The organism is Dactylosporangium sp. McL0621 (assembly GCF_049995355.1).
In the GTDB taxonomy this organism is placed as follows: domain Bacteria; phylum Actinomycetota; class Actinomycetes; order Mycobacteriales; family Micromonosporaceae; genus Dactylosporangium.
Map to the genome: position 1 here is coordinate 4,633,163 of NZ_CP188259.1, position 14,933 is coordinate 4,648,095.

The following is a 14,933-nucleotide window of genomic DNA, read 5'->3' on the forward strand; positions in this document are numbered from 1 at the left end:
CCCGCTGGCGCCCAACCACCCAGCTCACAGACGTCAGGGTGATCCACACTGGAGGATCAGGACCAGTTGGGTCGCCGTCCTACGGTGAGAGCTTCTTTCCAAGAATCCACGCAAGCTCCACTGCACCACCCGGGCGCACGCTCGCCACGGCAGGGACACCGCACCCGCCCACCCGCCACGATGGCCGGTCGGCCGCGACCAACCCTCCAGGCCACCACGCCCACCATGCTCCACCGCACCATCACCTGGCCAAGCCGGCACGCACCATCCTCGGCGCTCAGCCGAACAGATCCATCCTCGGCTGTTTGCCGACCAGCAACGCCGCCGGCCCACGGGCTGACCCGTTGCCCTTGCGGCGCACCGCCGCGATCCGACCGCACTGTGCGGTCGCCCGGGTTGCCACGTCCCGAAGACCGACCCGGCAAGGGTCATCACCGCGCGTACCCCGCGCATCGCAGCCCGGCCCCGTATCCGGGGTCGCGGTTCCGCGCGCCCCACGCGCGGCCCCAACGCCCCGCCACGACCAAGGAGGAACCGTCATGCGCGTCTCCGGTACCACGTCCACCGGCACCAGCCGTCGACTGCACCTGCCCACCCGCACCATGGCCACCGCCGTCGTCTGCCTACCCGCCGGCACCCCACCCGACGCCCTCGCGGCACTGGCCACCGCCACCCTGACAGCCCGGGGCCAGGCCACCACGGGCGTGCTGCCGCATTTCGACACCCACACCCGCCGCACCGGCAAGCTCCTCGACTACTGGAACGGCCTGACCTCAGGCGGCCCCATCAACCTCCTCGACCTGCACGGCATGCGCACCCGCGCCGCCGTCGACGCCGCCGCCGCATGGCTGCTGTGGCAGCAGGTCGTCGCCGGCACCCGACCGGCCCAACCGTTCTGGGCATTCGCCGACCGCTCCGCGAGCGACCCGCACCGCTACCCCCTCGCCAGGGCGCAAGCCGACTACCTGTCCCAACCGCGGGTCCTGGCCATGCGGGCCTACAACGCCATGCCCGGCCACGCTATCCCGCTGCCGCCCTCAGCGCTGGAAGCCTTCCAGGCCGGCTACGGGACCTACGTCAACCTGGCCTGGCTGGCCGCGGTTCCCGGTGACGGGCTCGCCCCACAGCCCGGCGGCTGGCTGACCACCCGCAGCCAACGCCTGGCCGACGTCCTGGACTACCTCACCACCGCCAACGCCCGCCTGACCCAGGTGCCCCGTGACGCCCACCTCGTCGCCCTGGCCAGCCCCGCCTGACCATCCAACGCACACCCACGCACGCGCCCACACCGCGCGGGCGTTGATCGCGCACCCGTCCAACGAGACCCTTGCAGGAGGCGCACCACCATGACGACCACCCGGCTCACGTTCGACCTCGACACCGTCTGCCAACTCGCCGAGCACGCCGCCGCGGTCACCGACACCAACCACACCGGCACCGCACATCCGGGGCCTGCGCTGCTGCTGCGCTCCGGCAGCAACGGCATCTGGCTGGTCAGCAACGCCGCACACCGCCAGCCCGCGCCCGCACACCAGGCCGGCACGCTGGACCGCCGGGCGGCGTTCGCCGCGGAATGCCCACCCGGAAGCTCCTGGCTGGACCAAGCGACGCTGCTGCGCGTCGAGCCGATCCCGCTGACACACGAGCTGCCGTTGGACAGCCCAGCCGACCACCCCCTGCTGGACCAGCTGCGCGCCGCCTCCCGAGCCGGCGCGACCACGGTCACGGTCCTGTTGTCCGGTACCGGGGTTGCCGTCGCGGTCGGGCGACGCCGTGTGCGGCCCGCCGCCGGACGCACCCCGCCGGCTGACCGGGGGGACCGGACGGCCACCGCGACGCCGGTCGGTCGGCAGCACCCCGACTGGCACGATCTGCGCCGTGGGTATCGGCCGCTGCCCCAGTACTCGCGGATCAGCGAGCTCATGACGCGCGTCGAGTCGCTGCGCGCGGCCAACGCCCGGCTCCACAACGCGGATCTGACCCTCGTCGGCTTCGGGGTCCTCGCCCACCGCGACGAGTACCTCGCCCGCACCGCCGCCATCCGCGACGAGGCCCGGACGATCAGCGATGAACTGCAGAGCCTGGGCGCGTACGAGGCTGCCGAGCTCGCCCGCAGCGACTGGACCATGACGCTGAGCCGGCATCGCGCAGCAACGCCCGCCACCGGCCAATAGGCCACGACCGCACCGGCCCCGGCGTATCCGTGGGGGCTCGTGCGGCTGTGGCGCAGCGGCGGCCTTGCACCATCGCCGATCCAGGCGGCCAGCCGGCACCGTATCCCTCGACTGGTACCACCCCGAGCCGACCATCACGGCGAGCCGGCCGATGCGTCCAGCTGCGGCGCCGACCGGTGTGCGTGGTCTCGGCCCTGGCCGTAGACCCGGCGGCGAGCTCCGCGGATGACCCACGCGCAGGTGGCCCTGGCGTCACCACTCGCGGCACCAACCCCAGGCGGCCGGATGCCGGCCGCACCAACAACCCAACCCCTCGGAACGGGAGTGCATCACGATGCCCATCAACCTGCCCAACGGCACCACCCTGCGCACCGTCACGTTCTGGTACCCGGCCGACCACCTCGGCATCACCGACTGGGCCACCACCCTGCGCTGCCTGTTCGACGACGACCTGCGGCCCGAGCGGCGGCTGCTGGCCATGCCCACCTCGCCGGGCACCCGTGCCCTCCTCGCCGCGCCGTACGACGCCGACCCGGTCCGCTGCGCCGGCGGGCCGCTGCGCCTGCTGGACATCGCCGCGACCGGCGCCGTCGCCGCCCGTGCGGCCGCCGCCCGCCACGACGTCTGGTCGGCCACCGCCCGCGTCGGGGCACGGCGACCCGGCCGCGTCGAGTCTGCGCTGCTGCGGGCCGGCCGGCCGAGCTACGTCATGTACCACAGTCTGCGCCGGGTGGTCGGCGACGTGCTGGTCATCATGCGCACCGGCGCCTCGCTGTACCCGGCCGCCGCCAGCCCGCAGGCGCTGCTCGACCACGTCGAGCGGGCCACCGCGCAGCTGGCCGAGGCGGCCCCCGACGACGTGCTCGTCACCGTCGGCGCCTGAACCCGCGCCCAGACCCACACGGCGCCGTGCGCGAGTGCGGCACACGCGCGCCGGCCGACCCCTACCGCACCTGGAGGCAAGCCATCATGGCCGAGGACCGACACTTCCAACCCGACGACGACCCGACCGGCGCCATCGACCCGATCGGTCTGCTGTACCGCAGCGACGTGTATGCGCTGCGGGCCGCGGACACCGTCATCTTCCACACCAGCGGCGCCGGGGCGTGCATCGATGCGTGCCTGAGCAGCGCCGCGTTCACCGAGCCGCGCATCTACACGACCCGTCAGCAGCGGCTGTTCCCGGACGGCGACCGCCTGGACCGGCGCCGGCGGATCAGCGTGGCCGCCGACATCGCCGGCTTCGGCACCGACCACCGGTGGCATGAACACCACCTGCCCGGCGCCGCCGCGGTCACCGTCATCGACGCGTGCGGGCTGCACGAGGTATGGCGGACGATCACCAGCCTGCTGCGGCCGGACGACGTCGTGCGGCTGCACTGGCGGGCCGACGCGACCACCGACGCCGTGGCCGACCCGGACCTGCACCGCGACGAGCTGCGGCTGAGCGTCCTGCGCGGCCAGCGGCGATGGATGTTCATGCTCGACGTCCAGCTGCGACCGGAACCGGCCCGCATGATCACCGTCGCGCAGCACCCATCAGTGTCGGGCGCCCCGCCCGCCGCCCGCCACTGCACGTCAGCCGCGGCGAGCCGCTGCACGATCGACTGCGGCGATCACGCCGCCGCAGTGACCGAACTGGGACAGCGGCGATGACCGCGCGGAAAGCAGCGGAGGACGACGTGGCCACACCGAGACAGCCACCGCTGGCCTGGTACGTGCAGCTGACCGAGGCATACGGGCAGGCCCGGCTGGTCGCCACCGTGGTGATCGACCCGCCCGGCGGTGACCTCCGCGCCATCACCGCGGGGGAGCGGGGGATTGCCAACGGCGCCCCGTTCTACGGCCTCGAGGTGGCCGCCTACGTGGCCGGGAACCCCGGCCTGCCGGCCACCGGAATCTGGGGCATCCTGGTGCGCTACGCCCCGTTCGACGTGCGCAGCGCCGAGCAGGCCCGCGCGATGGCTACCGTCTTCGGCCGGATCGAGCGTGGTCTCGAGCGGCTCGCCCGGACGGAAGGCCACCCGGACGACACCGACTACGCCGGTCACCTGATCCGGGTCGGCCGGATCCTGGCGATCGGCCGGTTCCACGTCCGCGTGTCCCGGCGACGCCGCCAGCACACCGGCGAACCCCATGACCTGGTCGACGGCGACGGGCTGCGCCGGTGGGTCGAGCAGGTCGGCAACGACGTCGCGGCCGGCCGTCGGCAGGACCACCTGCCGTGAACCGGCTGTGGCTCGGTGACCGGGTCGTGGCGGTCGGCGACGTCCTCGCCCTCACCGGCGGCTACACCGGCCCGGCCGTCGTGATCGCCATCCGGCCCATCCGCGACATCGACGAGGGTGCGCTGCTCATCGATCCCCGCACTCTGCAGCTGGTTCAGTGCGCCGGCTGCGACAGCCGCGGCGGCGAGTGTTTCATCGCCTATCCGGCAGCATCCTGCAGGGCTGCGCCTCGCCCGGCGAGCTGTTCCCGGTGGTCGCCCTCGACCCGGCGCAGCACGCGCCGACCGGCGATCACGAGCACCGCAACTCCTGACATCCCCAGGCCACACCCTGACACCGGCGTGGCACCGACTGTCTACACGGGAGGAGCGACTGGCATCACCACCGCCGACGGCGCCGCCGACCCGGGTGCCGCCATCACAGCACCTGACCTGTCTCGACCCCCAACCGGCTGCTGCTGCCGCCGGTGGCCGTCGCGGTCCGGCGAAGCGTCGTGGCAGGCGGTTGAGCCGTCGCGTTGCCCGGTGGCACAGCACCGGCCGCACCACCCTGTCCCGGCCGCCGAACATGCCGGCCCCGAGGGCGCCATCTGACGGCCCAGTCGCCGCGGCGCGGTTGAGCACCCGTCACCGATCCACCGGTGCACCGCAGCGACGGTGACCCACCTCGCCGGTTCCCCGCCACCGCGGTGGCGGTCACCGGCTCGCAGCTGCACGTGTTCACGGCCGTTGCCCGGCCGCTGCACCACCGCGCACCTTCGCGCACCAGCCCGGGCACGGCCACCATGGCCGCGTCCGGGCTCCGCATCGTCCGTCGAAGGAGCCCAGTCATGACCCACCCGCAGCACCACACCGCAGTGGCCGCCGACCCGTCGGCTGACCCGGCCACCGCCGACACCATCGTCGCCCCGCCGTTGCGTGCGCGGCAGCTGCGCATCGCCGTGGTCGGCGGTTCGCTGACCGGACCGGTGCTGGCCCTGCTGCTGTTGCAGGCCGGCTTCGAGCAGATCGCCGTGTACGAGGCCAACCCGGACCTGGCCACCGCGACCGGCGGGATCCTGTCCTTGGAGCACCCGGCGCTGGACGTGCTGGACCGCCTCGGCATTGCACGGCACGAATACGTGCAGTTCGGCTTCGAAACCATCACCCAGTTCCGTGGCTACGGCCCGGCCGACGACCGGTTCGTGCAGCGGCAGTACCCGGGCCGGTTCACCACCTGGACGCTGCTGCACCAGGCCCTGGCCCGCCGGCTGCCCGACGGTCTGGTGCACGCCGGGCGGCGGGTTACCGGCATCAGCGCCGAGCACCGCCGGCCGGTGCTGCACTTCACGGACGGCCGCCGGGCATGGGCCGACCTGGTCGCGTTCTGCGACGGTCGCGCCTCGATCGGCCGGCGGCTGCTGGACCCCGACCGGCGGCTGCACTACGCCGGGTACGTCGCGCACCGCGGCACCGCCACCACCCGACCCGCCGACCTGGCCGACTTCCAACGCTGGGAGCCGCGCCCCGGCCTGCAGTTCACCATCGCCCCGGTCCCCGCCGGCAGCGACTGGATCTTCGCTCTCAACGCCACCACCGAGCAGTACACCACCTGGTTCGGTGCCCGACCCGAGCAGCGAACCTTCGTCCTGCCGCACCACGTCAACCCCGCCGCGCGGGCACACGTCGACGCGCACGCCGCCGCGCACCTGCCGGCGCACCTGGCCGACCTGGTGCACGCCACCGGTCCCCGGATGGCGGTGCCGGTGCTGGACATCGACCCGCCCACGACGATGGCCTGGCCGGTCGGTGACGGCCACGCGGTCCTGCTCGGCGACGCCCTCGCCCCGGTCCGGGCGCACACCGCCCGCGGCGCCAACAACGGCATCGAACAAGCCGACGGGCTCGTCACCGCCCTGCGCCAGCACACCCGGCACGGCGCTGACCTGACCGGTGCCCTGACCGGCTGGCGCCGCCGCCACCTCCTGACCGCCCTCGAGGCGGTTCGGCAGGGGCCCATCATCGCCGCCCGGCTCGGCCTGGGCACCGGCCTGGCCCAGAGCATCAGCCGCGACTTGGTGACCGCCCTCCCGGGCTGAGTTGGCCACGCCTTCGCCGCCCCGTCCATTCGGCGGCCGGCCGCCCGACGCGCCGACGATCCGGCGCTTACGGCGGCGACACCATGCGACGCCGATGCAAGTCGCTGATCCTCCTGCGGGGCCTGGCAGCCGCCAGCCCGCAGCAACCACCCTGTGACCCCTTCCGGGACCGCGCCGGCCGCGTGCCGCCATCCCCGGGCTGCCCGGGATGGGGTACGGCGCCCGGCGCGGCCTCCCGGTCAACCCCTGACTGAGGGAGGAACCAACCGTGCCTGACACGTCATCACCGCTCGCCGACGCCGTCGAACCATCCGCGCCGATCGTGTCCCTGTTGAACGCCGTCGCGTTGCAGACCGCTGCATCCGAGGGGATGCGGGTCATGATGCAACGCGAGTCCGAGTTTCCTACCGCGTTGGCGGCGAAGCTGACCGGCGTTGCCCTCGACCCGGCCGGCCGCGGATACGCCGACGAAATCCTGGACACCTACTGGTCGAACGAGCAACGCCGACAGGGCATCCTCGGGACCAGCCGCCGCGACCGTGAGGTCATCATCGGCAGCGGATTCCACGCCGCGGTGTATGCCGCCACCCGGGTCCGCAACGGATACCCGAAACCGTTGGTCCTGGAACGCGGCGACCGGGTCGGTGGCGTCTTCGCCATGACCAGCCGGCCGACGTTCTACCTCAACTCCCGCAACCGGGCCGGCGGCATCGGCTTGGCCGGCGACCGAGGGGCCGCGCTGAACTACCTGCCCGGCGCACCGATCCAACCGGCGAATGTGTCCATGGCCGAATACCAGACGAACACCGACCTCGCGTTCGTGATCCGGCTGACGTTGGCGCAGTACGCCGACGTGGTGACCAACGCCACCGTGCGGGCCGTGACCGGGGACACCAGCAGCGTCGACATCGGCATCGCGGGCGGGGTCCGGCTGGCCGCCGGGCGGGTCATCGACGCGCGAGGGCTGGGCGACCCGGTGGGTCAGGACCTGGCCAACGGCACCACGATCCTCACCTTCGTCCAGTTCATGCAGCGGATGGCCACCATGTCGCCGCTGCGTGGCGTGCGCCGCGCCGCGGTGATCGGCGGTGGTGACTCAGCCAAATGCGCCGTCGAGTCGTTGCTGGGCATCGGGCCGCAGCCGCTCATGGCCGCTGCGGCCCTGGACAGCGTGGAGCGCATCGACTGGTACGGCTTCGGCCTGCCGTCGGGCTGCAAGCAGTGGCGCAAGGAGATCCGTGGCCGGTACCAGGCCATCGGTCGCTACCTGCGGCCCGACCGGTACGGGACACGGCGCCTGACCGTCGCGGCCCGGCAGGCTCAGCCGGTCGCGTTGCCGGACGCGGGACTCATCGACGGCCGCACCTACGATCTGGTGGTCGTCTGCACCGGCAACCGGGAGACGGCCCTCGACGGGCTCGACTTCAACGACTTCGTCGCGTACGACATCCCGACGACCGGAGATATCGTCGCCCGCCGGCACATCAACCTGCCGGCGTTTCGTGTCGGACCTCACGCCCGGCTGCCGTTCACCCCGCAGGAGCGGGCCGACGGCGTCGCCCGTGTCGCGGAGAACGCTGTGGCCATGTTCCGCACCGCGACCAAAACTGCCTCGCTGGCGGCAACCCTGCCCGCCGTGACTCAGGACTGAGACACGGCCCTCGGCCGATGCCGCCGCCCGGCGACATCGGCCCCGCGGCGACCGCCGCAGACGAGTCCGTCCCCGGTCGGCACCCGGCTCACTGCGCGGCCATCGCGCGGCGCACGGCCGACCCACGCGCAGCGCCGCCGCTGCGTGGTGGCGGCGCTCGGCTTGCGGTCTCGCGCCACGCCCAACGGCGTACCGGTTCAGCACCACACCCGGGACGCCGCAGGGCGCCCGGGTTTCGCATACCCGGAAAGGGGAGTACCACCCGATGTCGACCTCCGCGCAACCCTTCGATGTCAACGCGGCGTTCGCCGCCGAACGGGCCGATCAACTCCAGGCGGCGGCCGCCCGGCGCGCCGACTTCGACACCCGCCTCGCCGACGGCACACTCGTCCCGCTCGGCGACGGCCGGTTCCGGGTCAACGACCCGGACAGCTGGGACAACGGTGAGATCCTGCTCCGGCAGACCGACGGGCAGATCCTGCCGCAGCATGGCCTGGACACCAGCCGCGGCCAAGCTGCCCTCTACAGCAGCGTGCCCGCCTGGCACCAGCTCGGCACCATCGTGCCCGGCGGCACCAGCAACGTCGAGGACGTCCTGCGGCTGGGCGGCATCGACTACGAGGTGCTGCGCCGCCCTGTCGAGTTCCGCAACCGTCTCGACGGCCCGCACCTGCTGCTGCCGGACCAGTTCGTCACCGCCCGCGACGACACCGCTGCTTGGCCTGCTCGGCTTAGCGCTCCTCGCCGTACTGCGGGCCACCGATGCGATTTCGGTCAACGGTAAGGCAGTCCTGCTGCTGGCCGGTGCGTCCCTCCTGCTGACCCTGCTCGGGATCGTCGTGGCCGGGGCATGGGCGTGCATGCTCGCCGCCCGGCTGCTGGCGCGGCTCAGCACGCACGCCCCGCCGTTGCTGGCCGCGCGCCGGATGGCCGCCGACCCGAGCACGACGTTCCGCGCGATCGCCGGGGTCGTGCTCGCCGCGTTCGTGACGAGCATGTTCACCGGCGTCGCGCACGACCCTGGGGCCAAGAGCCTCGAGGGTGCGCAGCTGCGGCCCGGCATCCTCGAGGTCGTCACCGAAGCGCAGCCGGCCGACCGGACCGCTCTGCTCATCGCTCGCCTGTCGGCCGACTCGGCGACGGTCCGGCGGGTCGTGATCGTCCACAGTGGCGCCGTGCCCGGCACGCTCGCCGTCGACTGCCCGCAACTGGCCACGGTGCTCAACGTGGCCTGCACGAGCCGCCCGTCGTTCGCCGGGCTACCGCCGCCCGGCCTGCACGGGGTGACCGGACTGGTTCCCACCAGCGCCGACGGTCCGGTGCACGCCGTCTACGCCGAGACGACCGGTCGACCGGCCGAGGACCAGGTCCGCACCATGGTTGCCGCGACGCTGCCGGGCGCGGTCACCAGCACCCGCACGGACCAGGTCGAACTGGACACCCGGCAGCTGCAGGAGCTGGACCAGGGGCTACGCCTCGCGTTGCTGTTCGTCCTCGTGGTCGCCGCCAGCAGCCTCACCGTCGCCGCCGTCGCCGGCATCACCGAACGGCGCCGACCGTTCGCACTGCTGCGCGCGACCGGCGTCCGAGCGGCCGAACTGCGCACAACAATCGCACTGGAGACAGCAGTACCCCTCGTCGCGACACTGTTCGCCGGAGCCGCGACCGGTCTCGCAGCGGGTGCCGCCATCGCCCGAGCCGGCGATCAGGTCTGGACACCGCCCGGCCGCGACTACCTGCTCACGCTCCTCGTCGAGCTACTCATCGCCCTCACGGTGACCGCACTACCGCTCCCCCTCGTCAACCGACTAACCCGCTACGAAACCGTCCGTTTCGACTGAGCATACGTAGCGATCCAACCGGCCGGAATGTCCAGTCATGACGTGCCGAACCCACCCAATCGCCACGTGACAGATCCGCAGCGTCAGGGTTTCCGGCAACGTTGTTTGCCGGGATCGGCGAGACGAGCACCTGCCCTGCGGCGAGCAGCACGGGTCGTCAGCAAGATCCGGCGCACTCAATTCGGCAAAGGCGTGAGTCTTGGTCATGTTCCGGAGGCCATGTAGGCGGCAAGGATGTAGTTGGGGTGGCGGGCTCGGTCGTAGCGCATGGTGGTGCGGGGGTCGGCGTGGCGGGCGGCGATCTGGACGTGGCGGAGGCTGACCCCGCGTCGAGCATGGTCGTGACAAACGTGTGGCGGAGCATGTGAGGAGGCATCCGAGGCATCCGCACGCCGGCCGCTGGTGGCCGCGGACGGGCTCAGTAGCCTGACTGGGTGCAGACCTTCCAGCCGCCGTCCTCCGACGCCATCGGCAGCGCGATCGTCCGGTTGGTGGCGTCGGAGTAGTGCAGTTCGATGTCCACGAAGTAGCTGTCCGGCGCTTCGTTGCCGGGGTCTATCCGAGCCTGGACGATCCGATACCCGACGACGGAAGGCGGCATGTTTCGGTCGGCGTGCCAGCGCTCGACCGGTGTCTGCGCCCGGCTGCTGCGGCAGAGCAACGCGTACCCCTTCGCCTGGTCGTGGGCGATCAGTGCATCCAGGTAGGCCGCGGCGACCGGTGTCATGGCGGCCTCGTCCCTGCGGTCACTCCAGGTGCCGTAGACGAAATAGGCGGGACAGCCCAGGCACATGAGCATGACGAGCAGCAGGGACCACCAGATCCCGGGCCCGCCTGGGGGGCGCTTCACGCCGCACAACGTACGCCCCGCCGGCAAACGGAGGGCGCCGAGGCCGATCAGGCGCTGTTCATCTCGTCGGGATGGACACAAAGCAGCGTCTTGGCACCATCAGGCGCGCTGTATTCGGCCATGGTCGTGCGCACGACCGGCAGGTCCCGGTCTGTCCGGCCGCCTACAGACTGTCACGTTGCCTGGCGAGCCGCAGAGCGCTGTCGGCGGCATGACAGGGCATCTGATCATGGCTGCGCCTGCCGGACGTCCGCGTGGTGCCGGCGCTGATCAAGTCGGTGCCGGGCGACGCCGGGCCCGGGTGCCGGGCAGCTAGCAGATCGCCCGGTCCGTCACCAACCCGTGCCGCATGCGCGGCACACCTTCATCTCCGCTGAGGGCGACCGGTACACGGTCCATCTATCGCTACTCGTAGACCTGCACCGCGCCCGCGCTCAGCCGCTGCCACTCCGCAGCGGTGTCCGGGTCGACGTCGCGCAACTCAATCCGGCCCGACCAGCCGTGCTTGGCGGACATCTCGAACGGGACCCGCGGGTACACCCGCGGGCTCGCGGCCATCAGGACCACGTGGTACACAACGTTGGTCGCTGCCAGGGCGAGGAACACGGGGACGAGGTCGTAGAGGACGCCTGCCCGACCGGCGATACCGGAGGCTATGCCGGCCAGGACGAGCACCAGGATCGCCGCCTTCAGCACGACGGCGCCCACGATGAGCCCGTGGACGGGGCGCAGGCGGCGGGCCTGCTCGGCGGTGAGCGGCACCCGAACGCGCACGATCCGCAGGCCGGCGAAGCCGAGGACGTTCAGCGCGACCGGGGCAGCGTGCGCAGAGCCGTCGACGATCGAGCGGGACGGCAGCGGGAGATCACGGCTTTTCACGTCCCACGAAACCTTCACGACGTCATGATGGTCCCATCTGTCAATGCGTGCGGGCCGCATCAGCGGGGCTCGCACATCGGCAGTTCAGTGCGTCGCTTGGCACCGCGCCCTCGTCACGTGGCGTGACGGACGTGGTAGAGCCTGCCTCAACCTCCGCGGCATGTGCGGAAACGTGATCGAGGCGCTCGGCGGCTGTTTGAGCGCGCCCGGTCAAGCGGTCGCTGTCCGAGGCCGCACCCCCGCATGTCCACTAACCGGTCGCGGACGGTGGCGGCAGTGCGCCCGCCCTCTGCCCGGAAACGGCGGCCACGGTGACAGGCGCCGGCTGTCATCCCCGCAGTCCTGCCGACTCCAGCACGACGACGAAGCCGACGCTGCCGCGGTGCATGGGCCAGCTGGCGTTCACCTAGCCGGTTCCGTCGATGTCGCCCGCTGTGGCGTGGAGTGGCGTGGAGTGGATGTGCGGCCTCGGCTGGGCGGTCGGCGCGGCGCCGTGCCGCACAATGGACGGGTGGATCTGCCGGCGCTCGTCGCGGCGATGAACGGCCCTCGGCCCGAGGAGCGGGCCTGGGCCGCACTGGTGATCGACGAAGCGGTCCTCGCCCGGCTGATCCGTGCTGCCGAGCACCCGCGCGCTTTCGACCATGCGTGCCGCACGCCGCCCGGCGGCTGGCCGCATCCGGGCACGCCGCACGATGCGCTGATCACTGCGGTCTGTGCACGGGTGAGCGACTTCCCGCGCCTGCTGGAGGCCGCCCTCGCCGCTGTCGAGCTGCGCGACTTCTCGTTCGCGCCGTACCTGCGGGTCGCGTTCCCTGCAGGCCTGGCCTTCGATGAGCCCACCCTGCAGCAGGACCGTTTCGCGCAGGCGCTCACGGTCCGTGACGACGTTTGGGCCGAGGGGGCGCGAGCGGTGTTCTTGGTGGCCGGCCTGCCCCACGACCGCCACCGCTGGCAACAGATCCGGATGCCCGAGGATGCACCCGGTGTCTACGATTCGGCGAGGATCCTGCTCACCGACAACTTCACCCGGGCGGTCCGCCGGTCCCCGCGCTCGTGGGTCGGGGTGGAGCGCACCGACCCCCGCCTCCCCGTGGCGGTCCTCGAGGGCCTGCAGCGCGGCGGGCTGCGGGCTGAGTCAGGGCCCGTTGCGGATCGCGGTGACCGGCGGCCCCGACGTGCCACAGTTCGACGCGGAGGACCTCGTCACCGGCGCCATTCCTCGCACTGAGCACCACTACGGCGTGCGCTGGGCCGCGGCGTTCAGCCTGTGGGTTACCGTCGACCAGTGGGACGACGGCGTCGCGTACCGGCAACGGTTCATCGATGGCGTACCGGTGGCGCCCCGCGAAACACTCGGCCCCACCGACCGCGACAACGGCTTCCACATCGTTTTCGACCTCGACGAGGAGTGGCTCCCACCCAACACCTCACTCACCGGCCCGCAAGGGCTCCGACCACACCTCCTCACAACACAATCGGACGCCGTGGAGGAAAACCCGGACCGTGATGGGCCGTGAGGACCTGCAGGCGAGGGGATCGCTGCCCGGATCGGCAGCGTCGAAATGCGCTGCGGGCCTGCCGGTGAGCGTGACGATCACCGTTGATGCTCCACCGCTCGACCAGCGGCAGATCAGGGAACCCGATCATGGCGATGCAGCATGTGGATCACGCGAGCCTCGTGGGGCCAGGGTTGAAGCAGAACTGGGTCGCTTGTCTTGTCCACGGCCAGGACAGTGCCCGCGCACACGGGACGAACTCAGCCACGGGCTGGGTCGGCGGCATCAAGCTCAGGTACCGATGTACGGCTGCGCGGCCGTCATGTGAGGGCCACGCCGAACATCGAGGTATCGACGATGATGTCGGCGCGGTTTCGGGTGTCGTCGGCGGTGAAGAAGGTGTCCTCTTCACGCATCCACCGCTGCCACAGTGCTTCCTTGCCGGGGAAGGCTGTGGCTCTAGCCATCCCACGGGCCAGTCGCAGGTCCGCGGGCGCCTCCACCCAGACGGCGTAGGCGAGGCGGCCTATCGTCTCGCTGCGGGTGCACGTGACGCCCTCCAGGACGATCGTGGGGGACCACGGCTGGGTCTTCCATGCGCCCAGCGAGGATCCGTACCAGTCGTTCCAGTCCCTAGCCTGGTAAACGGCGTCTCGACCGGCTAGCCTCGCTCTTTCGTTATCAGTCGATCATGGCGACTGGGAGCGGCTTTTTGATCTTTGCTCGGGTTGGTGGGCCGCGCGGGCGTGCCGAGGTTCCGGCGCGTTGGCCGGTTTCCTCCGTGCGATGTCGACGTGATCGGGTGCGGGTGTCAGCCGGTCGGGCGTGGTAGCTCGTTGAGTCGGGTGAACGCGGTGGTGAGATCTGTTGCCCAGGGCCGGGTTTCGGCGATTCGGAGCCGGGTTTGGCGGGCGGTGTGGGTGATTCTGGCGGCGACGTGCAGGAGTCGGTAGCGCAGGTTCTTCGGTTCGGCGGTCGCGAGGGCCCCGTTGAGGAGGAGTATCTGGGTCCAGGCGAGTAGGTCGATGCCGGTCAGGGCGAGTTGCAGCCAGGCTTGGTTGATCGCGAAGACGCGGGACGGGAACCGGCCGAAGCCGGTGTCCTTGCCGGTGCGGATGCGGTCTTCGACGCGGGCGTGGCCGCGGTGGCGCGCCTCGAGGTACTGCACTGACCCGTTGCCGGGTGGTGTGTCGGTGGCGAACACCTGATGGCGGAGGCCTTCGACGGTATCGAACAGGGAGAGTTGCGCGCCGGGGTGCGGTTCCTCGCGGCGGACGATGAACCGGGTGCCCGGCGGGTAGCCGTCGTCGGGGACGAGGCCGGTCAGTTCGCAGATGTCGGCGCCGTCGCGGGGTTCACCGTCGCCGTCGAGGGCCGGCACCCATTGCAGGTGCTGTTTGGCGGTGAGGATCGCCTGGCGGATCGGTTCGGTGATCGCGACGCCGACGGAGAAGCGGGCGTCGACGCCGGTGGCGCGCAGACCGCGGATGTGGGCGAGGAGCCCTTGAGTGCAGCCGGCGGAGTCCGATCGGATCAGGATCGGGGTGCCGTGCCGGTGGTGGTCGGGGATCTGGGTGAGGACCGGCAGGTGGCTGCCTCCACGATCGACGCCGATGGCCGCATCGTGGCGTTACTCCCCGAACTCGACGCCGAGATCCCGCGCAACGGGCGCATCATCGGCGCCGACGGTACAACCCTCACCGCGTTCCACGCCGGCGACGGCATCGCACAATT

Annotated in this window: 15 protein-coding genes and 1 pseudogene; 12 read left to right on the forward strand and 4 right to left on the reverse strand. The window is 71.7% G+C overall.

All coding sequences use genetic code 11. The features are described 5' to 3' along the window. Nucleotides 1-539: 539 nt before the first annotated feature. From ACPPVO_RS22155 to ACPPVO_RS22200, 10 genes are all read left to right on the forward strand, one after another. Nucleotides 540-1,256 carry a hypothetical protein gene (locus tag ACPPVO_RS22155; protein WP_426513102.1) on the forward strand — a complete coding sequence of 239 codons (717 nt, stop codon included), beginning with the start codon at nt 540-542 and terminating at the stop codon, nt 1,254-1,256. A gap of 90 nt (nt 1,257-1,346) precedes the next feature. Next, nucleotides 1,347-2,174 (forward strand): hypothetical protein, encoded by an 828-nt coding sequence (locus ACPPVO_RS22160; RefSeq protein WP_426513103.1) that lies wholly within the window; start codon nt 1,347-1,349, stop codon nt 2,172-2,174. Between the two features lie 334 nt (nt 2,175-2,508). After that, on the forward strand, nt 2,509-3,057 hold the full coding sequence (locus tag ACPPVO_RS22165; protein ID WP_426513104.1) for a hypothetical protein: 549 nt from the start codon (nt 2,509-2,511) through the stop codon (nt 3,055-3,057). Nucleotides 3,058-3,143: 86 nt separating this feature from the next. Then, entirely contained in the window at nt 3,144-3,830 is a 687-nt protein-coding gene (locus ACPPVO_RS22170) for a hypothetical protein (RefSeq protein WP_426513105.1), read from the forward strand. A gap of 26 nt (nt 3,831-3,856) precedes the next feature. Then, nucleotides 3,857-4,402 (forward strand): hypothetical protein, encoded by a 546-nt coding sequence (locus tag ACPPVO_RS22175; RefSeq protein ID WP_426513106.1) that lies wholly within the window; start codon nt 3,857-3,859, stop codon nt 4,400-4,402. Nucleotides 4,403-4,589: 187 nt separating this feature from the next. Next, nucleotides 4,590-4,715, forward strand: coding sequence for a hypothetical protein (locus tag ACPPVO_RS22180; RefSeq protein WP_426513107.1), 126 nt, complete (start codon nt 4,590-4,592; stop codon nt 4,713-4,715). Between the two features lie 327 nt (nt 4,716-5,042). Then, entirely contained in the window at nt 5,043-6,479 is a 1,437-nt protein-coding gene (locus ACPPVO_RS22185; protein ID WP_426513108.1) for an FAD-dependent monooxygenase, read from the forward strand. A gap of 268 nt (nt 6,480-6,747) precedes the next feature. Further along, on the forward strand, nt 6,748-8,130 hold the full coding sequence (locus ACPPVO_RS22190) for a hypothetical protein (RefSeq protein ID WP_426513109.1): 1,383 nt from the start codon (nt 6,748-6,750) through the stop codon (nt 8,128-8,130). A 265-nt stretch (nt 8,131-8,395) separates the two neighbouring features. Beyond that, nucleotides 8,396-8,914 carry a hypothetical protein gene (locus tag ACPPVO_RS22195; RefSeq protein ID WP_426513110.1) on the forward strand — a complete coding sequence of 173 codons (519 nt, stop codon included), beginning with the start codon at nt 8,396-8,398 and terminating at the stop codon, nt 8,912-8,914. A gap of 55 nt (nt 8,915-8,969) precedes the next feature. Then, complete coding sequence (locus ACPPVO_RS22200; protein ID WP_426513111.1) at nt 8,970-9,971, forward strand: FtsX-like permease family protein; 1,002 nt, start codon at nt 8,970-8,972, stop codon at nt 9,969-9,971. 418 nt (nt 9,972-10,389) lie between these two features. On the opposite strand, the gene ACPPVO_RS22205 is transcribed toward ACPPVO_RS22200, so the two are convergent. Continuing rightward, complete coding sequence (locus tag ACPPVO_RS22205) at nt 10,390-10,821, reverse strand: hypothetical protein (protein ID WP_426513112.1); 432 nt, start codon at nt 10,819-10,821, stop codon at nt 10,390-10,392. Nucleotides 10,822-11,226: 405 nt separating this feature from the next. Next, nucleotides 11,227-11,718, reverse strand: coding sequence for a hypothetical protein (locus ACPPVO_RS22210; protein WP_426513113.1), 492 nt, complete (start codon nt 11,716-11,718; stop codon nt 11,227-11,229). 493 nt (nt 11,719-12,211) lie between these two features. On the opposite strand from ACPPVO_RS22210, the gene ACPPVO_RS22215 reads away from it, so the two are divergent. After that, nucleotides 12,212-12,931: a hypothetical protein gene (locus ACPPVO_RS22215; protein ID WP_426513114.1), complete on the forward strand. Its 720-nt coding sequence runs from the start codon at nt 12,212-12,214 to the stop codon at nt 12,929-12,931. Nucleotides 12,932-12,944: 13 nt separating this feature from the next. Next, complete coding sequence (locus ACPPVO_RS22220; RefSeq protein ID WP_426513115.1) at nt 12,945-13,220, forward strand: hypothetical protein; 276 nt, start codon at nt 12,945-12,947, stop codon at nt 13,218-13,220. A gap of 299 nt (nt 13,221-13,519) precedes the next feature. Here ACPPVO_RS22220 and ACPPVO_RS22225 read toward each other — a convergent pair whose 3' ends face one another. Together ACPPVO_RS22225 and ACPPVO_RS22230 are read right to left on the reverse strand one after the other, a co-directional pair. Then, nucleotides 13,520-13,702 (reverse strand): hypothetical protein, encoded by a 183-nt coding sequence (locus ACPPVO_RS22225; RefSeq protein ID WP_426513116.1) that lies wholly within the window; start codon nt 13,700-13,702, stop codon nt 13,520-13,522. A gap of 308 nt (nt 13,703-14,010) precedes the next feature. Beyond that, nucleotides 14,011-14,778 (reverse strand): annotated as a pseudogene (locus ACPPVO_RS22230) (transposase); the annotation flags it as partial. Nucleotides 14,779-14,933: the final 155 nt, after the last annotated feature.

Bases quoted from the DNA above. Each gene is read 5' to 3' on its own strand.
- ACPPVO_RS22155 (WP_426513102.1), top strand. From the start codon at position 540: ATGCGCGTCTCCGGTACCACGTCCACCGGCACCAGCCGTCGACTGCAC.
- ACPPVO_RS22160 (WP_426513103.1), top strand. From the start codon at position 1,347: ATGACGACCACCCGGCTCACGTTCGACCTCGACACCGTCTGCCAACTC.
- ACPPVO_RS22165 (WP_426513104.1), top strand. From the start codon at position 2,509: ATGCCCATCAACCTGCCCAACGGCACCACCCTGCGCACCGTCACGTTC.
- ACPPVO_RS22170 (WP_426513105.1), top strand. From the start codon at position 3,144: ATGGCCGAGGACCGACACTTCCAACCCGACGACGACCCGACCGGCGCC.
- ACPPVO_RS22195 (WP_426513110.1), top strand. From the start codon at position 8,396: ATGTCGACCTCCGCGCAACCCTTCGATGTCAACGCGGCGTTCGCCGCC.